Here is a 20,092-nt window from a genome sequence, read left to right as displayed (position 1 = left end):
TAGCGGGACCTCGCCTTCTCAGGGGCGTGGGTTTCGGGGAGGCGGTGGGGGCGCTTCCTGCGAAGGCGTGCGCCGTCGTCGGGCTTGCCGGCTCGTCGGGGGGCCGTCAAAGAATCAAGAAAGCCCCGAAAGCTCCCAGCAACACGGCGGGCACCGCTGGGGACAGCCAGGTGTGCCAGGCGGGGGGCCGGGAGGCGAGGGGCAGGGTGGGCCAGCGAGTGAGGGTGGCGGCCGTGGCGGCGGCGAGGGTGGCGGCGCCGAGGGCCCAGGTGAACGGGGGGACGGGACCCCAGGCGCCGGCGCGGTGGCCGAGCCAGAGGAACAGGGCCGCCCAGAGGATGCGGCTGACGGCGGAGACCCGGTCGAGGGCGGGGTTGCGGAAGGCGGAGTAGAGCAGCCCAAGCCCGATGAAGGGGAAGGTGAGGGCGAAGAGGAGCTCGCGGATCGGGGGTCCGTCGCCGTCGGGCGGGGTGACGCCGAGGAGGCGCCGGCCGAGGTCGTCGACGTCCTTGCTGGTGTTGCCGAGGACGACCACGCCGCGCCCGCTCGCGGGGTCGAAGCCCGCGTAGGTGCTGTGCCCGCCGGTGGCGCCGTTGTGCCAGGTGATCTGGCGGTCGCCGTAGGCGGTGGTGAACCAGCCGTAGCCGATGCGCCGGTGCTCGCCTGCGGGGAAGCGGGGCTTGGCGGCGTCGGCGCCGGGGGCGGTGCCCGCCATGACGGCCTGGACGAGGCGGGCGATGTCGTGGGAGGTGGACCAGACGGCTCCGCCCGCGCCGGCGTGACCGTGGTCGCGCCAGGGGTCCATCGGCTGGCCGTACTGGCTCCGGCCGTGCGCGTGTCCGGCGGGGAGTGGTTCGCCGGGCTGGAGGACGACGGTGGAGGTCATGCCGAGCGGCCGGAGGAGCCGGTCGCGCAGCAGGGTCTCGTAGTCGGTGCGGGCGTGTTCGGCGAGGGCGAGGCCGAGGAGTGAGACGCCGAGGTTGGAGTAGGACACCTTGCCCCGGCCGGAGGCGGAGACGGCGGCGGCGTCGGCGAGTGCTTGCTGGGGCCCGGCGGCCGCGTAGGGGTCGGCGCCGCCGAAGACGTACAGGTAGGAGCGGAGGAAACCGGCCGGGGTGGTGCGCACGCTGGGCACTCCGGCGCGGTGGGAGGACAGTTCGGCGAGGGTGGCGGAGCCGACGGCGGGGTCGGAGAACGGGACGGCGGGCAGCAGGTCGCGGACAGGGGTGTCGGGGGAGAGGCCGAGGTCGGCGAGCAGCATCCCGGTCATGGTCTTGGTGATGGAGCCCAGCTCGTAGGCGGTGCCGGGGCCGACGGGGCGGGGGTCGGGGCCGCCGGTGTCGCCGACTCCGGCGTGGCGGACGCGGCCGTTCTCGATGAGGGCCACCGACAGGCCCTGGTGTCCGGCGTCGCCGGCGGCACGGCGTACCTGCTGGGCGAGGGCGGGGTCGCCGGTCGTGGCGGGGCTCAGGGCGGGCGGGCGGGGGGCGATGAGCAGGGCGAGCGCGGCCACGACCAGGGCGGAGAGGACAGCTACTCGCTTCATATTTCCGATAATACGTAATTCCGAAGTTCGGTGCGAAGGCGCCGGAAACGCGAAGGGCGCGCCCCCCCGAAGGGGACGCGCCCGGAAAGGGTCGTGCGGGCTGTTACCAGTCGCCTCCGCCGAAGTCTCCGCCACCGAAGTCTCCGCCGAAGTCGCCCCAGCCGCCACCGCCCATGTCGCCGCCGAAGTCGCCGCCACCCGCGTCGGACATGCCCTCGGCATAGCCGGCGCCGTAGCCGCCCATGCCCCAGCCGCCCATCATGCTGCCCATCATGGTGCCGATGAACATGCCGGTCATGATGTCGCCGAAGCCGCCGTAGTAGCCGTAGGCGTAGGGCTGGTAGGCCGGGCCCGCGTCGTAGTAGGGGCGGCGCTGGCCGTTGACCATGACCTCGCGCATCTGCGGGTCGAAGCCGCGCTCGACGGCCTCGGCGTCGGCGGCGCAGGCGGGCACGTCACGCGCCACCCCGCCCTGCGGCGCCCAGCGCACGTCGCGCACCGACGGGCCGTGCTGCGGGTTGAAGAAGCAGGGCGCCCGGCGCTCGGGCACCGGCTGGTTGTTGACCCGGGCCTTCACCACGGCCAGCGCGTAGCGGCCGTCCTCCAGCGTCTGGGTCACGTCGCGCACCTGGTCGGGCCGCTCCACCGCGTTGAGCTGCGTCTTGGCCTTCTCGTAGGAGTCGAGAGCCTGCTGCCACTCCTGGATGTGGCTGCCGCCCTGGCCGGCGAGCGTGACGTCGGTGTCGAGCGCGGCGATCTCCTCGCCGAGCTTGGTGACGTCCTCCTCGACGGTCTGCTTGACCGCGGCCAGGTCCTTGGCGTTCTGGATGGCCTGCTTCTTCTTCCTGTTACGCGAGTAGAGGAAGTAGCCGCCGCCGCCCGCGAGCGCGAGCACGCCCAGCGTGGCGAGCACGCCGGTGCCGCCGCCGCTGCCGCCGACCGGGCCGGAGGTGAGCGCGGAGGAGCGCTTGTTGGTGGCCAGCAGGTTGACCCGCTCGACGAAGTCCTTCATGCCGTCGGACAGGTTGTCGTGGTTGCGGGTGGACAGGTTGGCGGCCTGCCCGGTGTAGCGGCTGAAGTTGGACGCGGCGAACAGCGACTTGCCGTCGAGCACCGCGATCGTCACCTCGCCGCTCTTGGCCGCGGACACGGCCTCGCCGAGCTGCTTCAGGTAAGGGCCGGCGGCGGCGTTGGAGGCCAGCGTGCCGTCGGGCAGGGCGGCCACGTAGATGCTGCTCTTGGAGTCCTTCAGCGCCTCGCGGATCGCCGACTGCTCGTCGGAGGTCAGCGGTGAGCCGGACTGCACGAAGAGCGGATCTTTCTGGTCCTTCCAGTGGGCCAGCACCGATTGGGCGTCAGGGGGCGCGGCGGCCGCGTTGGCGGCAGGGGACAGCGCGAGAACAACGAGTAGACCGGCGATCAGAGCCGCGATCGCGGCCCCTGCACGGCGCAGCGAATGGGTCATTGGCAGCAAGCCTCCTTCGCCCATGAGGACGAACGGGCGGTCGGCAAAGTTCCTCACTGCGCACGTTACCCGCCCGGCGCGCTCCGGGCGCGCCCCGGTGCGGGCATCCTGGCGGGTCCGGACGCCCGCGCCGCGAATCTTTGCCCTCGATCTCGGCGCCGGTGACGCTCAGGCGTCCTTGATCTCGCAGATCACGGCCCCCGAGGTGATCGTCTGGCCGACCGCCGCGGAGAGCCCGGTGATGACGCCGGATTTGTGCGCGGTCAGCGGCTGCTCCATCTTCATGGCCTCCAGCACCACCACGGTGTCGCCCTCGGCCACGGTGTCGCCGTCGGCGGCCACGACCTTGACGATCGTGCCCTGCATCGGCGTGACGAGGGAGTCGCCGCCGGTGGCGGCCGTGCGGGCGCCGCCCCCGGACCGCCTGGGCTTCTTGTTCGCCGAGGGCGTAGCGACGCCCGCGCCGAGCCCGGCAGGCAGCACGACCTCCAGGCGCTTGCCGCCGACCTCGACCGTCACCGTCTCCCGCGACACCGGCTCGGCCGTCTCGGGGGCGCCGGCGTAGGGCGGGATCGTGTTGTCGAACTCGGTCTCGATCCACCGGGTGTGGACGGCGAACGGCTCGCCCGTGAAGGCCGGGTCGGTCACGACCGCCCGGTGGAACGGCAGCACGGTCGGCATCCCGTCGATCTCGAACTCGGCCAGCGCCCGGCGCGCGCGCTCCAGCGCCTCCCGGCGGGTGCGGCCGGTCACGATCAGCTTGGCCACCAGCGAGTCGAACGTCTGGGGCACGGTCATCCCGGCCTCGTAACCGGAGTCGAGCCGTACGCCGGGACCCGACGGCGCGCGCATCGCGGTGAGCGTGCCGGGCGTCGGCAGGAAGTTGCGGCCCGCGTCCTCGGCGTTGACGCGGAACTCGATGGAGTGGCCGCGCAGCTCAGGGTCGCCGTAGCCGATCGGCTCGCCGTCGGCGATGCGGAACATCTCGCGCACCAGGTCGACGCCCGCGACCTCCTCCGACACCGGGTGCTCGACCTGGAGCCTGGTGTTGACCTCCAGGAACGAGATCGTGCCGTCCTCGCCGACGAGGAACTCACAGGTGCCGGCCCCGACGTAGCCGGCCTCCTTGAGGATGGCCTTGGAACTGGAGTAGAGGATGTCGACCTGCTCCTGGGTGAGGAACGGCGCGGGGGCCTCCTCCACCAGCTTCTGGTGGCGGCGCTGCAGGGAGCAGTCGCGGGTGCTGATCACGACCACGTTGCCCTCGCGGTCGGCCAGGCACTGGGTCTCGACGTGGCGCGGCCGGTCGAGGTAGCGCTCGACGAAGCACTCGCCCCGGCCGAAGGACGCCACGGCCTCGCGGACGGCCGACTCGTACAGCTCGGCCACCTCCTCCAGGCGGCGGGCGACCTTGATGCCGCGTCCGCCGCCGCCGTAGGCGGCCTTGATGGCGATCGGCAGCCCGTGCTCCTCGGCGAACGCGACGACCTCGGCGGCCCCCGAGACCGGGTCCTTGGTGCCGGCGACGAGCGGCGCGCCGACCTTCTGGGCGATGTGCCTGGCCTGCACCTTGTCGCCGAGCGCGGCGATGGCGGCGGGCGGCGGCCCGATCCAGGTGAGCCCGGCGTCGATGACCGCCTGGGCGAAGTCGGCGTTCTCGGCCAGGAAGCCGTAGCCGGGGTGCACGGCGTCGGCGCCGGAGCGCTCGGCGACCGCCAGCAGCTTGCCGATGTCGAGGTAGGTCTCGGCGGGGGACGCGCTGCCCAGGGAGTAGGCCTCGTCGGCGACCCTGACGTGCAGGGAGTCGAGGTCCTGGTCGGCGTAGACGGCCACGCTCCCGATGCCGGAGTCCTTGCATGCCCGTGCCACTCGTACGGCGATCTCGCCGCGGTTGGCGATCAGAACCTTGTGCACCGACGTCCGTCCTTCCTGGCTCGTACTCATCGGAGTTTAAAGCGCCCATCCCGGACGGACCCCCGCTGCCCCGGACGGGCCGAACAATCCTCCGGACGACCATAGCCGCTCGGCATAACCGGGGCGATCAGCGATTCACGCGTCTATGGTGAGGGCGCTTTCATGTCGATCCAGGAGGTACGCATGAGCCAGAGCATGCTCGGGGGCGATCCTGCGGAAATGCAGGCCATGGCCACCCAGTTCACGCAGCAGGCGGAGGCCGTCCGCGCCACGATGACGGCGCTGGACCGCGAGGCGTCCAAGGTCGGCACCGCCTGGACCGGCCCCGGCGCCCAGCGGTTCCAGGGCGCCTGGCAGAACTACCGTGCCGCCTTCCAGCGCATGTCCGAAGAGCTCAACGAGGCGTCCCGGGTCATCAACACCTACCGGGGCAACATCGAGTCGGCGACCCGCTGACGGGGGGAGCCCCGGTTCGGGCCGGGGCTTCTGCCTGATCGACAGGGCAGGCTACTCTTTTCGGACATGATTGCCCGCGCCTTTCTGGCCTGCCTGCTGGCCCTTCAGCTCGGCGTGGCGCCCGCGGCGGCGGCGACCGCCGACGAGTGCCGGCCGAAGCGGGGCACCCAGCAGCTTCCCGGCGCCGAGCCCTGGGCGCAGAAGCGGCTCGACCCCAAGCGCGTGTGGCCGCTGTCGACCGGCGCGGGCGTCCGGGTGGCGATCATCGACAGCGGCGTCGAGCTGAACCATCCGCAGCTCCGCCTGGCGGGCCGGGCCGACCTCACCAACACCGGCATCCGCGACTGCATCGGGCACGGCACCGCGGTCGCGGGCATCATCGGCGCCGTCTACGTCGAGGGCGTGCCCTTCCACGGCATGGCGCCGGCCGCGCAACTGCTGTCGTACAAGCAGACCAACACCGAGCGCGACGGCGACCCCGGCCTGATGGTCAAGGCGATCAGGTCGGCCGCCGACGAGGGCGCCGACGTCATCAACATCTCCTCGGCCACCACCGACTTCCCCGCGCTGCGGGACGCGGTGGCGTACGCGCTGGCCAAGGACGTGGTGATCGTGGCGGCGGCCGGCAACAAGCGGGCCGAGGACGGCACCCCGATCCCGGCCTATCCGGCGTCGTACGAGGGCGTGCTGGCCGTCGGGGCGGCCGGGCAGTCGGGGGCGCTGTCGGAGTTCTCCAACGACAAGACGCCGGTCTCCGTGCTGGGCCCGGGCGAGAGCATCACCTCCACCTGGCCGGGCAAGGCCTACAACCTGGAGCTGGAGGGCACCAGCTACGCGGTGCCGTACGTGGCGGGGGTGGTGGCGCTGGTGCGGGCCAGGTTCCCGACGCTCGACCAGGACCAGGTGCGGCGGCGCGTCATCGCCACGGCCGACCTGGGCACGGGCACCACGACGGCGGGGATGGTCAACCCCATGCAGGCGGTCAGCGCCGTGCTGCCGTTCGAGCCGGCCAACGCGCCCGTGGTGGCGCCGCCGCCGCCCGCGCCGCTCCCGCCGGGCGCGGTGGCCGCGGTGCCGCCCGTCGACCACGCGGCGCGGAGCCTCGGGCTGATCGTCGCGGCGTCGGCGCTGGGTCTCGTGCTGCTCGTCGCGGTCGCGCGGGCGCTGGTCCCGATGGGCCGCCGCCGGGGCTGGCGCCCCGGCCGCACCGACTGACGCAGGCCCCGCCGCGGCTCCTGCTGCGTCAGCAAGGAAACAAGACCATGAATTGTTGGGTACGGCCCGAAACCTATGTGGCGTATGTGACCAATCTGGTTGAATATAACTAGATCTTGCTTTTTGCCGTGGAAAGGTTTGGGCATGCACCCATTGCGCCCTGGTGATCCCGAGCGGATCGGTGATTACAGCATCCTCGGGCTGCTGGGAGAGGGGCCGCGCGGGGAGACCTTCCTCGGGCGGGAATCCGATGACGCCCCCATCCGGGTCATCAAGCTGCTCCCCGGCGTGCCCGAACCGGCACCCGACGCCCTCGCGCCCTACCTGGCCGCCCAGCGGGTCTCCAGCTCGTACGTGGCGCGGGTGCTCGATGCCGGTTACCTGGCGGACCGCCCGTACGTCGTCCGGGAGCACGTCGAGGGCAAGAGCCTGGCCGAAACCGTCGAGGCCGACGGGCCGCTGACCGGCGACGCGCTGGAGCGGGTGGCCGTCGGCGTGCTGACCGCGCTGTCGGCCGTGCACCTGGCGGGCCTGACCCACCGCTCGCTCACGCCGCACAACGTGATCCTGGCCGCCGAAGGGCCGAGGGTGACCGACGTGACCGTCGGCGACCCTGTGGGCGAGCCCGGCTACCAGGCCCCCGAGCAGCTCACCGGCCTGCAGTACGGGCCGTACGCCGACGTGTTCGCCTGGGCCGCGACGATGACGTTCGCGGCCACCGGCAAGCCGCCGTTCGCCGACCGCGACGCCGTGCTGACCGGCGAGCCCGAGGTGGGCGTCGGGGACGAGGCGCTGCGCCGCGTCCTGCTGTCGGCGCTGGCCAAGGACGTCAGCCAGCGGCCGACCACGTACAGCGCGCTCATGCAGGTGCTTGGCGACCCCGGCGCGGGCCGCCAGCAGGCGCCGGACCAGACCGCCATCGAGGGCGTGCCCGTCCCCGGGGTGGCGCTCCAGGGCGTCCCGATCCCGGCCGTGCCGCTCCCGGGCATGCAGCCGATGGTGCCCCCGCAGGGTGGCCCCGGCCAGCCGATGCAGGGCCCGCCCATGCAGCACCCGACCATGCAGGGGCCCCCGATGCAGGGCTCGCCCGTGCCGGGCGTCCCGCAGCAGGCGGAGCCGATGTGGGGCCCGCCCGAGCCGGGCGGTCAGCCGCAGCAGCCGCCTCAGCCGCAGCAGATCCGGCTGGAGGCCGTGCAGCCCAGGGGCTCGCAGGGGCCGCGCAGGAAGTTCCCGATGGGCCTGGTCGCCGGGGTGGGCGCGGTCGCGCTCGTCTCCGCGATCGGCCTGTGGGGCGCCAACCGGTACGTCGAGTACCAGCAGGTCGGCACCACCGTGGCCGCCCAGGCGAGCGCCGACGGCATCCCGGTGCCCAACAGCGCGTCCGCGGCCCCGGTTCCGCAGGGCACCGCGCCTGACGGCGGCCCGGTCCCGCAGCAGCCGCAGCCGACGGTCACCGTGCCGTGGGGCGCCACGCCCGACGTGGACGAGGCCGGGGTGGCCCCGCTGGTGCTGCCGACCGAGTGGCCGACGACCACCGCGGGCGTGCCCGAGCTGACCTCGGTGCCGACGACGCCGACGGCGATGCCGACGCAGCCGGTCGTGGTGCCCACGGTCACGCAGCAGCCGACGGCGGCCCCGACCGCCGAGGCCGAGCCGACGCCGACCAAGAGGAAGAAGAAGCCGCAGCCGACGGCGACCGTCACCAAGACGGAGAAGCCGACGGAGCAGCCCTCCGAGCAGCCGACGGAGAAGCCGTCCGAGAAGCCGACCGAGCAGCCCTCGGAGCAGCCGACCGAGAAGCCTTCCGAGAAGCCGACGGAGAAGCCCTCCGAGAAGCCCTCCGAGAAGCCCACGGAGAAGCCGACGCAGGCCCCGGAGCCGAAGCCCACGCCGACCAAGCCGAAGCCGACGCCCACCCAGCCGAAGCCCACCCCGACGCAGCCCAAGCCCACGCCGACGCAGCCCAAGGCGACGGCCAAGCAGGCGGCCCCGGTGAAGAACCCGTACACGCCCACCCAGGTGTGCGGCTCGGGCTTCGTCGTCCAGCGCTCCAGCTCCTTCTCCGGCGGCGCCACGTACCAGCTCTGGAACAACAGCACCGGCCAGAACTGCGTGGTCACCATGAAGACGGTGGACGTGGGCAAGGCCACCCCGGTGAGAGCCACCCTGGAGGTCCAGAACGGCCCCAGCAAGACCGACTCGGGCAACTTCGAGTACTACGCGGGACCGGTGAAGCTGCCGGCCGCCGGGAAGTGCGTGCGCTACTCCGGCAGCGTGGGCTCCGGCTCGACGAGCGCGGGCTGGGCCAACTGCGGCTGACGACGCCTTGACGAAAGGGCCCGGACGATCACGTCCGGGCCCTTTTCGCTGTCCGTTCCCTAGTAGCCGACGTACCCGCTGCCGTTCTTGGTGCCGACGACGCCGGGCACGTTCGACACCGACCCGTAGCGCGAGATCGCGTAGCGGACGCCCGCGATGATGTTGTCCACCGGGTCGTAGATGTTGCCGTGCCCCGGCAGCTTGTGGGCGTTGAACGTCGGGTCGATGGTCTGCATCAGGCCCTTGGACGGGGTGCCCTTGTCCGCGTTCGAGTCCCAGTTGTTGATCGCGTGCGGGTTGCCGCCGGACTCGTGCCGGATGATCATCCAGATGTCGCTGGCGTTCATCTTCGACACCGGCACGCCGTGCTGCTTGAGGATGGCGATGGCCTCCTCGATCCACTGCTTGACCTGGCCCGTCGGGGCCGGTCCGCCGCCGGGGGGAGGCGGGCCGCTCGGTCCGTAGCCGCCGAAGCCGCCGCCCCCGCCCCCGCCGCCACCGTTGCCGCTGCCGCCGCCCTGCAGGGCCGTGCGGTCCTGCCGCGGGTTGTAGCCGGGCTCGGGCTGCCAGTCGATCTTCCTGCCGTCCTGCGGCGTGAACTCCTGGGTGACGATCTCGGGGATGCCGCGGAAGGTCTGGGCGCGGTCGCCCAGGAAGGCGTCGATGTCGGTCTTCGCCTTGGTCAGCGCCGTGTTGGCCGAGGTCACGTGCGGCCGCGCGTCGGTGATCGCCTGGTTCACCAGCCCGCGCAGCGCCGTGTCCTTGGCCTGCTGGGTGGCGTCCGGGTTCTCCTTCGTGTACGTGGACGCGCTGGCCGACAGGTCGCGGATGATGGCGGCGATCTCCGTACGCGCCTCGCGCAGTGCCGTGGCGGCCGCGTCCAGCGACCCGGCGGCGTTGGCCAGGGCCGTCTGCAGCTCGTGGGCCGCCCGGCCGTACTTGCGCATGTAGGTGTCGAACTGGTCGGCCGAGCGGCCCCGCCAGGCGTTGTCGACGACCTGGACGGCGCCGCCGAGCGCCCCGCCGAACTCGTTGATGTCGCCGGCCAGGGCCCGCCACTTCTCGGCCACCTTGTTGATCGCCGCGGGGTCGCCGGTGACCTTGGTGAGCATGGCGTCGAGCTGCTCGCCGCCCGGCAGGTGGGAGACGCTCATGAGGTGGCCCGGTGTGCCTTGGTGATGTTGGTCTCCACGTTGCTCAGCCCGGCCTCGGTGTCGCGCAGCTTCCTGCGGGCCTGGTCCATCTCGTCGAGCAGCGTGGACCAGACGCCGTTGGCGCAGCCGGCCAGCGCGGCGGAGCCCTCCAGGTCGCCGAAGGCGCTCGCGCTGATCGGCGTGCGGTTGTTGCGGACCCGGCCGTCCTCCTCGTAGGTGACCTCGCCGGGATTGTTCTCGGTCAAGGTCTCCCGGTAGTGGCTGGTGGCCTTGCTGATGGCTGTGCGGCAGCGGTCGAGCGCGGAGAAGTGCATCTCCAGGTCGGTCATGATCCCCCTTCTCGGATGGCCTGCTCGTCGCCCAGGAACGCGGTCTGCATCAGGCGCGCGCCCAGGCGGCGGTCCACGAAATGGCCGCGGCCGGGCGGGAGCGTCTGCGGCCGGACGTTGCCGAACAGGTAGCCCTCGTCCTTGTTGCCCGACAGCAGCAGCGCCGGCGTGGCCATGTCCTTCATGCGCTGGATGACCGGGTCGAACATGGCCCGGCCGGCGCCGCCCATCTGGCGCGACAGCACCAGGTGCAGGCCGATGTCGCGGGCCTGGGGCAGCAGGTCGACCAGGGGCGCCAGCGGGTTGGCCGAGGTGGCGACCAGGTCGTAGTCGTCGACGAACACGTACAGGTCGGAGCCCTGCCACCAGCTGCGGTCGCGCAGTTGCTGCGGCGTCAGGTCGGCCGGGGGCAGGCGGCTCATCAGCGCTTCCCTGGCGTCCTTGATGAGGTCGGCGGCGGCGGCGCTGGATGCGGCGTAGCCGATGCGGTGCGGGGTCGCCGCCGAGTCCAGCAGGGCCCTGCGGTAGTCGATGACGATCATCATGGCCTGGCTGGGCTGCTTCCTGCTCACCAGTCCTTCGGCGATGAGGCGCAGCAGGTTCGACTTGCCGCTCTCGTTCTCGCCGAACACGACGAAGTGCGGGTCGGCGTCGAAGTCGAGCGTGACCGGCATGAGCGTGGCCTCGTCGATGCCGATGGGGATGCGCTCCTCGTCGGCGGGCAGCGCGGCCAGCGGCAGCACGGCGGGCAGCAGCCGCACCCGGGGCGCCACCGGGCCCTTCCAGGAGTCGCGCACGGCCTGGACGAGCCCGCGCGCGCCGTCGGCGAGCGACCCGGGGTCCTGCACGGCGTCGATCCTGGGCAGCGCCGACAGGAAGTGGAAGCCGTCCTTGGTCAGGCCGCGTCCCGGCGCGCCCTCGGGCACGGCGAGCGCCTTCTTCCTGCTGACCTCCGACTCGTACGCGTCGCCGAGGCGGAGCTCGACCTTGGTGCCGAACAGGTCGCGGATGCCGGGCCGGAACTCCGACCACTTGTTGGAGGCGGCGATCACGTGGATGCCGTAGCCGAGCCCGCGCGCCGCGATGTCGGTGATGACCGGTTCGAGCGAGTCGAACTCCTGGCGGAGCGTCAGCCAGCCGTCGACGACGAGGAAGACGTCGCCCCAGCCGTCGCCCTCGATCGTGCCTTCGGCGCACAGCTGGCGGTAGGCGGCGATGGACTCGATGCCGTGCTCGCCGAAGTCGCGCTCGCGCTGTTCCAGGATGGAGCCGATCTCCGCCACGGTGCGGCGCACCCGGTCGCCGTCGAGGCGGGCGGCGACGCCGCCGACGTGCGGCAGGCCCTCCAGCGACGACAGCGAGCCGCCGCCGAAGTCCAGGCAGTAGAACTGCACCTCGCGCGGCGTGTGCATGAGCGCCATGCTCGACACCAGGGTGCGCAGCACGGTGCTCTTGCCGCTGCGGGTGCCGCCGGCGACGCCGACGTGTCCGGCGCCGCCGGACAGGTCCAGCCAGAACGGGTCGCGGCGCTGCTCGAACGGCTTGTCCACGATGCCGACGACGGCGTGCAGCTTGCCTCGGCCCTGCCAGCCGGCCGTGGTCAGGCCGTGGTCGGCGGTGACGGACAGCGGCGGCAGCAGGTGGGCCAGCGTGGGCGGCTCCGACAGCGGCGGCAGCCAGATGCGGTGGGCGGCGGGCCCGTGGCCGGTGAGCCGGCCGACCACGACGTCGAGCAGGCTGCGCTGGTTGCCGGCGGCCGGTTCGTCGTCCGGCTCCGGCTCGCCCGTCTGGACGGGCGTGGTGACCTCGGGCAGCGGGATGTGGGCGGGGCCGTACTCGACGACCTCGCGCACCGGCACCTGGCCGTCGGCGGTGGCCGCCTGGACGGGGTCGGCGTGGTGCGCGCCCGACACGTACGCGGCCTTGAACCTGGTCATGCCGGTGGTGTCGTACTTGAGGTAGCCGTTGCCCGGCGCGGACGGCAGCTCGTAGGCGTCGGCGACGCCCAGCACGACGCGGCTCTCCATGGCCGAGAACGTGCGCAGGCCGATCCGGTACGACAGGTGGGTGTCGAGGCCGCGCAGCCGTCCCTCCTCCAGCCGCTGGGAGGCCAGGAGCAGGTGCACGCCGAGCGAGCGGCCGAGCCGGCCGATCATCACGAACAGGTCGATGAACTCGGGCTTGGCGGCCAGCAGCTCGCTGAACTCGTCGAGCACGATGAACAGCGTCGGCATCGGCCGCAGGTCGGCGCCCTGTTCGCGGGCGCGCTCGTAGTCGCGCAGCGAGGCGTAGTTGCCGGCCGCGCGCAGCAGCTCCTGGCGGCGCACCATCTCGCCGTGGAGCGCGTCGTACATGCGGTCGACCAGCGGGAGCTCGTCCTCCAGGTTGGTGATGACGGCCGAGACGTGCGAGAGCGTGTCGAGGCCGAGGAACGTGGCGCCGCCCTTGAAGTCGACGAGCACGAAGTTGAGGATCTCCGACGAGTGCGTGATCGCCAGGCCGAGCACCATGGTGCGGAGCAGCTCCGACTTGCCGGAGCCGGTCGCGCCGATGACCAGGCCGTGCGGGCCCATGCCGCCCTGCGCCGACTCCTTGATGTCGAGCTCGACCACGCGGCCGTCGACGCCGAGGCCGATCGGCACCCGCAGCCGGTTGCGGCCCGCCCTGGGCTGCCAGGTGACGGCCGGCTGCAGATGGGCGGGGTCGCCGACGCCGAGCAGGTCGGTCAGCGTGGTGTTGGTGCTCAGCAGGTCCTGCGTCTCGCCGCCGGAGGCCGTCGAGGCGCGCAGCGGCGCGAGTTGCCTGGCCAGGCCCTCGGCGCGGGCGTAGTCGAGGCTGTCGGGGTCGCCGAGCCGGTTCGTGGACCGCTTGCCCGCGTGGTCGATCTTGACCATGTGGAAGCCGTCGGGCTGGACGTCCAGGCGCAGCGTGTTGCTCTCGCCCGCCGGGCCCGCCGACTCGGACAGGTCGATGACCGTGACGCCCTGGATGGCGTCGACGCCGAGCTGGGAGTCGTGCGGTACGTGCCCGCCGTCGACGATCACCACGTGGTACGGCAGCGCGTCCGAGGCGGCGCCGGGCCGGAACCGGGCGCGCTCCTTCAGCTCGTCGCCGACGAGCTGGTCCAGCCGTTCCATGCTCTCGGCCATCAGCCGGACGTGCCCGGCGGCGTCCACCTCCTCCGGGTGCAGCGCGTGCGGCAGCCACTTCACCCAGTCCCAGTGCGGCATCCACTCCCGGCTGGCGCACACCATCACCCGCATGTCGTCGGGGGAGTGGAAGGTGGCGAGCTGGGCGATCACCGCCCGGACCATGGCGCGCACGGCCCTGGGGTCGCCGGTGAGGTTGATCCTGGCGAACGAGTGGAGGGCGACGGCGACCGGGAGTCCCGACACCGTGGAGTGGGCGCGGACGAAGCGGCGCAGCGCGCCCGCCGTCAGCGCGTCGAGGTCCTCGACCGGCTTGGAGTCGGGCGGCACGAGCTGGACGGCGAGCTTCTGCACGCCGGTGCCGAGCCGGACCGTGCCGAAGTCGTCGTCGCGCGGCCTGCGCTCCCACAGGCGCGGCCCCATCGCCACCCACCACAGCGTGTCGGGGGCCGGGCCGCTCCACTCCAGCGCCTCGCGCTGTTGCAGCGCGGCCTTGCGGACCTTCTTGCGGACCTGGGCGAGGTAGCGGAAGTAGTCGCGGCGCAGGCCGTTGAGCCGGTTCTTGCGCTCTCCGGCGTTGCGGCCGAACTGGCCGAGCGTCATGCCCAGCATCGAGACGGCGAACAGGCCGCTGGCCACGTACATGAGGGGGCTGGAGTTGCCTCCTGCGGTGAACATCAGGGCCATGGCCGCGCCGCCGGCGAGCATGGGGACGTACATGAGCACGCCCATCAGCCCCGCAGGCTGCACCTCGGGGATCTCCGGCGGCGACTCCAGCAGGATCTCCCCGCGGGGTGGCTGGGGAGTGGGGCGGCGCTCAGGACGCCTGACAACGACGATGCTCATTGACGGCTCACTCGCGAGACAACCCTCCTGTCACCTGAAACACTTTCTTACCAGAAGCATTGTCCCTATATGTTCGGCATGTCAGGACTTGCCGGTTAAACCCTGGAGTACGGCCTGTGACATCGCTCGCCCCTCAGCCGGCCTCGCACGCGCCGCGGCAGCAGCACCAGCCCATGCCGCACGCGCCACTGCCGCCGCTGTGCCATGTGACGATCATCGCGCCGCGCCGCCGGGTCGACCTGGCGCTGCCCGCCGACATCCCGCTGCCGCACGTGCTGCCTGGGCTGCTCCGCGCGGTCGGCGAGGGCGGCGGCGAGGTGGTCGGCGGCCCCGGCTGGGTGCTCCAGCGGCTCGGTGGCACCCCGTTCGACCTCGGGCAGACGCTCGCCGCTCTCGGCGTGCTCAACGGCGAGGTGCTCTACCTGCGGCCCCGCGAGTCGACGCTGCCGCCCGCGCTGTACGACGACGTGGCCGACGTGGTCGCCACCGGCGTCAAGGGCAGCAGCGGCCGGTGGGAGGCGAGCCACACCCGGGCCATGGGCGCGGGCGCGGCGGCCGTCCTGCTCGCGCTCGGCGCGCCCGCGCTCGTCCTGGCCGGCGGGCCGCCGCTCGGCCTGACCGTGGTCGCGGGCATGCTCGCGGTGCTCCTGATCGGCGTCAGCGCGGCCCTGTCGCGCGCTGTCGGCGACTCCGGCGCCGGCGCGTGGATCGGCTACGCCGCCCTGCCGTACGCCTTCCTCGCGGGCCTGTACGGCCTCGCGAGCGGCTCCACGCTGGCCGGGCTCGGCGCACCGCACCTGCTGGCCGCGTTCGCCTGCACCGCGCTCGTGGCCACGATCGGCGGCGCCGTCGTGTCGGACGGCGTGGCGGGCTTCCTCGGCACGGCCGTGGCGGCGGTCGCGGGCACGGCCGCCGCGGCGGTGGTCATGGTGTTCGAGCTGCCCGCGGCGGGCGTCGCGGCGATGACCGTGACGATCCTGATGTCGCTCAGCCCGCTCATCCCCACCCTGTCGTTCCGCATCGCCCGGGTGCCGCTGCCCGCCCTGCCGACGAACTCCGAGGAGCTGCGCGCCGACAACCAGCGGCTCGACAGCGACGGCGTGCTCGCCCGCACCGCCCAGGCGGGCCGGTACGCCACCGGCATGGTCATCGGCATCACCATGACCGCCATCGGCGCGCTGATCCCGCTGGCGGCCACGCCGGGCTGGCTGGCCACCTCGATGGCCGCCGTGCTCTGCCTGGTGCTGCTGCTGCGCGCCCGCGTCTTCCACGGCCTCGGCCAGCGGCTCTGGCTGCTGGGCGCCGGGCTCGGCGGGCTGGTGCTGGGCGCCGTCTCGCTGAGCGCCGGGGCCGGCACGGTGGCCGCCGCCGCGGTGGTGATGGGGCTGCTCTGGCTCGCCCTGCTCGTCGTCGGGCTCGGCGTGTGGCTGCCGTCCGGGCAGCTCTCGCCGTTCTGGGCCCGGGCCGGGGACGTGGTGGACGTCATCCTGCTGATCGCGATGTTCCCGCTGTCGCTCGGCGTGCTGGACGTCTACACATGGATTCGCGGCCTGGCCGGTTAGTAGTCTTTCGCCGTTAAGTGGGGCTCTTGTGACGTATGGGGTGCACGGATGAGCGAGCTGAACTTCGACAGCCTGGACGTCGACCAGGTCATCAGGAACGCGGACCTGCAGATGGGCCGCGTGGCCGAGCTCCAGCAGGAGATGGCCAAGGTGGTCGGCCGCGCCGAGGACGAGGATGGCCTGGTCAAGGTGGAGATCGGCGGCCCCGGCCTGCAGGAGCTGCACCTGCACCCGAAGGCCATGCGCCTCACGTCGGGCGAGCTCGCCGAGCGCATCAAGGAGACCATCGCCGCGGCCACCGCCGACCACCGGCGCCAGATGACCGAGGCGATGGAGGCGCTCTTCGGCGCGGAGAACCCCCTGCGCTTCGCCGACGACCCCGAAGGCGCCCTGGAGCAGGCTCGGCAGGCCGAAGCCGTCTACAACAAGACCTTCGAGGACGTCATGGGCGAGCTCGCCAGGATCCACCAGCGCGTCGAGGAATGACCCCCGGGCGAGAGGGTCAGCCCAGTCTCTCCGGCCCCGCCTCCTGGGCGGGGGCGAAGACGTGGCCCTCGGGCTCGTAGAACTCCCGGTTGCGCTCCTGGCCCTCGTTGCCGCCCGCTCCGGCCATCCCGCCGGGCGGGAAGCCCATGAAGCCGTGACCCGTGGCCGCCGGGCCGCCGCGCAGCACGGCAGGGCTCGCCGTCGCCGCCGAACCGCCCGTGCCGTACCACATGCCGGGGCCCTGCTGGCTGCCGATGGGGTTGACGGTGGCGGTCGGCGTCGGCGTGGTGGGCGTGTGCGTGAGCAGGTTCGGCGTGGTGGTGCCGTGCGGGGACGGCGTGGTGGGGGTCTCGGCCAGCTCGGTCCGGGGCTCGCCGCCGATCACCGGGGGAGCGGGCTCCTGCTCGCCCTCCTGGCCCTGGGGAGCGGTGGGCTGCTGCTGTTCCGGCTGCTGCTGCCCAGGGGTGTCGCCGGGGCCCGGCTGCTGGCCGTCGGGGCCGCCCGAGCCCTGGTCGCCGTCCGGGCCCGGGCCCTTGCCCGGGTCGGTGGGCCCGGCGCCGTCGCCGGGGCCGGTCGTGTCCCGCGGGGACGTGGGGGAGCCGCCCGGCTGGTCGCCGCCCTGCGGGCCGCCGCCGGACGAGGACCCCTGGCCGCTCCCGGAGCCCGAACCGAAACCGCCGCCGCCACCGTCGTTGCCGCCGCCGCCGTTCCAGTGCACGGTCGTGCCGGACGGGGTACGGGTCCCGCTGCCGGGGTCCAGAGGCGCCTGCTTGGTGAGGTTCACCTCCAGCGGGGTGATCTCCGGAAGCTCGAAGGCCAGGCCCTCGGCGATGCGGGAGTTGACCTCGGTGATCTTCCGGTTGAGCTCGGCGAGCTGCCTTCTGGCTTCCTCGTCCGGGTCGAAGTTGTTGCGGTTCTGCGACGGGTCGCCGGTCATCCCGCCGCCGGCGCCCTCGTTGAACGACGAGCCGCCGGTTCCGCCGCTGCTGCCACCGCCGTCGCCGGTTCCGCCGCTCGATCCGCCGCTGCTGCCGCCGCTCGACCCGCCGGTGCTGGAGCCGCCCGTCCCGGCGTTCTGCTCGGCGGTGGCCGGCAGCGCGGTGACGCTGGCCTGATACTCCCTGATGTGCTGGGCGTACGTGCGCATCGGGCCGCCGGTGTCGTTCATGGCCTTGCCCAGCGCGCCCGCGCTCGCGTGCAGCAGGCGCAGCGCGCCCAGGACGGTCTGGCTGGCGTTGTCGCCGTGCCACACCTCGTTCAGCTCCTCGGCGGCCTTCAGGATGGCGCTCTGCACGCCGGCCTCGCCCAGCAGGAGCTTGCCCGCCTCGATGTAGCTCTCCCCGGCCCGGTCGACAGCCTCGGGGTCGGCCTTGCTCAGCCAGCCCGCGACCGTGTCCCTGCTGACCTCGGAGCCGGGCTCGACCGGACCGAGGTCAGCCTTGACCCGGATCGGCTTCCACGCATCGCCCATCGATCATCCCTGCCGATTCTCACGCACTGCTGTCGAGGTGACCGCGTTCGTAGTTGTCAATGGCCTTCTCGACGGCCAACGCCCACTCCTCGATGCAGTCGAGGAACTCGGAATAGCTGCCGCTGAAGACCTCGTACGCCTTGGCGGTGTTGACGCCGAAGCCGGAGGCCACCTCCCACGGGCCGGTCTCGGCGGACCCGACGTTGCTCAGCCCGGCCACGTTGCCGACCGTGCCCGGCCCGCTCCAGGTGGCGCTCATCGAGGCCGGCGCGTTGCCGCGCAGCGTCTCCAGCTCCCTGCGCAGCCGCGAGAGCACGGACCTGACCTCGTCGTGCTTGATGTCCGGACCCCGCCCGTCGGGCTCCATGCCGGGGAAGTTGGGGGCGAGCTCCAGCGACGGCGACTGCCCGCCATCCGGATCACTCATGCCTTCGCCTTGCCTTTCCCGTCGATGAGGTGGTTCGTCGTCGGCACGTCACTGCGGAAGTCGTCCTCGTCCCCGAGCAGGTACGTGGTCCGTTCGCGCTCCTGGCGGTCCTGGCCAGCGGCGGCGCCGCCGGGCGGGATCATCGGGAACATCGGGGAGCCGTTGCCGAGGCCGCGCATCCCCGCCGTGCTCGCGGCGCCGGCCGGGCCGGCGCCGCCTCCGTAGGCGGAGCCGATGCCGCCGTTCTGGCCGGACGGGTAGCCGGTGCCGGGCAGACCGTTGGCGTTGTTCGGGTAGCCGGGCAGGTTCCGGTCGCCGATGCCGGCCAGCGAGGTGTTCGCGTCGTTCGCGCCCAGGCCGTTGCCGTCGCCGACGCCGACGTCCGCGCCGGGGATCTGGGGGCCGTTCGGGAGCCCGGCGTTCACGGTCGAGGACCCGGAGTTCACGCCGCTGCCGGGCAGGCCGGGGCCGCCGGGCAGGCCGGAGCCGTCGCCGGGGAAGCCGGGAGCGCCGGGCACGGATCCGCCGGGGAAGGATTCACCCGGCAGGTTGTCGCCGATCCCGGGGATCTGGTGCTGCCCGGGGTCGAACAGGCCGTCCTGGCCGGGGCCCCCCAGCCCGTCCGGGCCCAGCCCCGACGGGTCGAAGGGCTGGTTCATCCCGTTGGGCAGGCCGCCGCCCGGCAGCCTGGCCTGGTTGAACGGGACGACCGGCGCGTCAGTGGTCAGATTGTCGAACTGCGGGATCTCGGTCCGCAGGTGTGCCGGGAAGACGTTGTTGTTGATCGCGGTGGCCTCGGTCAGCTCGCGCAGATGCTTCTTGGCCCGCTTCATGTTCTTCTCCGCCTCGGACTCGCCGAACAGCTTCTCGCCGAGGCCGTAGACCAGTCCGCCGCCGGTGCCGATGATGCCGCCTTGGGGGCCGCCGAACTTCAGGCCGATCTGGCCGCCCTGGACACCCCGTTCGAGGACCGACGGGTTGTCGGCGTTGTCCGGGATGGCCTCGCCCCTGAACCGCTCCAGCGTGGCCGCGTGCATGTTCAGCGCGGGCGCGATGCCGGACGGGTTGACGGGGCAGAGCTGTTGCGGGTGCTCGCTGATCGTGCGCGACACGTCGGCGGCGGACTCGCGCAGCCGGCGCAGCGCCGTGCGCACCACCTTGGAGTCCTCGCTGTCGGTCCAGCTCGTCTCCAGCGTGCGCATGTGCTTGTCGAGCACGCCGACCAGGTTGTCCAGCCGATCCTTGGCCGTGTAGAACTCGGTGGCCGCCTCGCGCAGCAGTTCCGGCTTGTTGCCGTTGAGCGCCTCGCGCAGCGCCTCCAGCGTGGTGATCTCCTCCTCGGAGGGCACGAACTGGTACTGGATCTCGCTCTGGTAGTCGACCATCAGGCCTCGGCCGTCCGCTTCGCGCCCTCACCGGCCTGTTCGGCGTTGTCGTAGCCGCGCAACGCCTGGGTGAGCAGCTCGATCATGCTCTCCACCTGCGTCGTGATGTTGTCGTACGACAGCTTGACGGCGCCGATGCCCCGGGTCGTGCTGTTCTGGAATGCCATGGCCGCCGTCCACGGTCCGGTGAGGGCCTTGTCGTCGGAACTGAGCCTGACGACCGCCCCGCCCTCGGCCAGCACGGGCTGGACCTCGCCTTTTCCGCGTTCGGGACGCAACAGTGCGAGGGCTTCGATCAGGTCGGTCCTGGCGGCCTTGATCGCACTTCTACTCAGGTTCACGCCACCGCGGTCGGTGCCCATGCTTTC

Annotated in this window: 15 protein-coding genes; 5 read left to right on the top strand and 10 right to left on the bottom strand. The window is 72.6% G+C overall.

The genetic code is table 11. From position 1 onward, the window contains the following. Positions 1–106: 106 nt before the first annotated feature. The 3 genes from AB0G11_RS05620 to AB0G11_RS05610 form a co-directional block, all read right to left on the bottom strand. Positions 107–1,546, bottom strand: coding sequence for a serine hydrolase domain-containing protein (locus AB0G11_RS05620; protein ID WP_357584145.1), 1,440 nt, complete (start codon positions 1,544–1,546; stop codon positions 107–109). Positions 1,547–1,649: 103 nt separating this feature from the next. Then, positions 1,650–3,011: a hypothetical protein gene (locus tag AB0G11_RS05615; RefSeq protein WP_357584143.1), complete on the bottom strand. Its 1,362-nt coding sequence runs from the start codon at positions 3,009–3,011 to the stop codon at positions 1,650–1,652. Between the two features lie 168 nt (positions 3,012–3,179). After that, positions 3,180–4,925: a biotin carboxylase N-terminal domain-containing protein gene (locus tag AB0G11_RS05610; protein WP_357584141.1), complete on the bottom strand. Its 1,746-nt coding sequence runs from the start codon at positions 4,923–4,925 to the stop codon at positions 3,180–3,182. 183 nt (positions 4,926–5,108) lie between these two features. Between AB0G11_RS05610 and AB0G11_RS05605 the strand changes: the two genes are divergently transcribed. The 3 genes from AB0G11_RS05605 (at position 5,109) to AB0G11_RS05595 (ending at position 8,915) form a co-directional block, all read left to right on the top strand. Next, a complete protein-coding gene (locus tag AB0G11_RS05605; RefSeq protein ID WP_219499876.1) occupies positions 5,109–5,381 on the top strand; it encodes a WXG100 family type VII secretion target in 273 nt (90 codons plus the stop codon). 66 nt (positions 5,382–5,447) lie between these two features. Next, the gene (locus tag AB0G11_RS05600) at positions 5,448–6,596 is read left to right on the top strand and encodes a S8 family serine peptidase (RefSeq protein WP_357584139.1); all 1,149 of its coding nucleotides are present in this window, start codon (positions 5,448–5,450) and stop codon (positions 6,594–6,596) included. A gap of 144 nt (positions 6,597–6,740) precedes the next feature. Next, positions 6,741–8,915, top strand: a complete 2,175-nt coding sequence (locus AB0G11_RS05595) for a serine/threonine protein kinase (protein WP_357584138.1) — start codon at positions 6,741–6,743, stop codon at positions 8,913–8,915. Between the two features lie 59 nt (positions 8,916–8,974). On the opposite strand, the gene AB0G11_RS05590 is transcribed toward AB0G11_RS05595, so the two are convergent. From AB0G11_RS05590 to eccCa, 3 genes are read right to left on the bottom strand one after another with little or no spacing between them, the layout of a single operon-like run. Further along, a complete protein-coding gene (locus AB0G11_RS05590) occupies positions 8,975–10,069 on the bottom strand; it encodes a transglycosylase SLT domain-containing protein (RefSeq protein WP_357584136.1) in 1,095 nt (364 codons plus the stop codon). Continuing rightward, a complete protein-coding gene (locus AB0G11_RS05585) occupies positions 10,066–10,398 on the bottom strand; it encodes a hypothetical protein (RefSeq protein ID WP_219499869.1) in 333 nt (110 codons plus the stop codon). Before AB0G11_RS05585 ends, AB0G11_RS05590 begins: the two co-directional genes overlap by 4 nt. Then, complete coding sequence (gene eccCa, locus AB0G11_RS05580) at positions 10,395–14,393, bottom strand: type VII secretion protein EccCa (protein ID WP_357584134.1); 3,999 nt, start codon at positions 14,391–14,393, stop codon at positions 10,395–10,397. Before eccCa ends, AB0G11_RS05585 begins: the two co-directional genes overlap by 4 nt. 173 nt (positions 14,394–14,566) lie before the next feature. On the opposite strand from eccCa, the gene eccD reads away from it, so the two are divergent. Both eccD and AB0G11_RS05570 read left to right on the top strand, forming a co-directional pair. Next, complete coding sequence (eccD, locus tag AB0G11_RS05575; RefSeq protein WP_219499977.1) at positions 14,567–15,955, top strand: type VII secretion integral membrane protein EccD; 1,389 nt, start codon at positions 14,567–14,569, stop codon at positions 15,953–15,955. 48 nt (positions 15,956–16,003) lie between these two features. Beyond that, positions 16,004–16,441: a YbaB/EbfC family nucleoid-associated protein gene (locus AB0G11_RS05570; RefSeq protein WP_219499866.1), complete on the top strand. Its 438-nt coding sequence runs from the start codon at positions 16,004–16,006 to the stop codon at positions 16,439–16,441. Positions 16,442–16,457: 16 nt separating this feature from the next. Here AB0G11_RS05570 and AB0G11_RS05565 read toward each other — a convergent pair whose 3' ends face one another. Genes AB0G11_RS05565 through AB0G11_RS05550 form a run of 4 tightly spaced genes read right to left on the bottom strand, consistent with a single transcriptional unit; the run spans position 16,458 to position 20,086 of the window. After that, the gene (locus AB0G11_RS05565) at positions 16,458–17,912 is read right to left on the bottom strand and encodes a hypothetical protein (RefSeq protein ID WP_357584132.1); all 1,455 of its coding nucleotides are present in this window, start codon (positions 17,910–17,912) and stop codon (positions 16,458–16,460) included. A gap of 19 nt (positions 17,913–17,931) precedes the next feature. Next, the gene (locus tag AB0G11_RS05560) at positions 17,932–18,339 is read right to left on the bottom strand and encodes a hypothetical protein (RefSeq protein ID WP_357584130.1); all 408 of its coding nucleotides are present in this window, start codon (positions 18,337–18,339) and stop codon (positions 17,932–17,934) included. Then, positions 18,336–19,724 carry a hypothetical protein gene (locus AB0G11_RS05555; protein WP_357584128.1) on the bottom strand — a complete coding sequence of 463 codons (1,389 nt, stop codon included), beginning with the start codon at positions 19,722–19,724 and terminating at the stop codon, positions 18,336–18,338. Before AB0G11_RS05555 ends, AB0G11_RS05560 begins: the two co-directional genes overlap by 4 nt. After that, a complete protein-coding gene (locus AB0G11_RS05550) occupies positions 19,724–20,086 on the bottom strand; it encodes a hypothetical protein (protein ID WP_219499856.1) in 363 nt (120 codons plus the stop codon). Before AB0G11_RS05550 ends, AB0G11_RS05555 begins: the two co-directional genes overlap by 1 nt. Between the last annotated feature and the right edge of the window lie 6 nt (positions 20,087–20,092).

This window comes from Nonomuraea sp. NPDC023979, from assembly GCF_040639085.1.
In the GTDB taxonomy this organism is placed as follows: Bacteria; Actinomycetota; Actinomycetes; order Streptosporangiales; family Streptosporangiaceae; genus Nonomuraea; species Nonomuraea ceibae.
The sequence above is the reverse complement of the archived record's forward strand: the minus strand, read 5'-3'. Positions and strand labels throughout refer to the sequence as shown.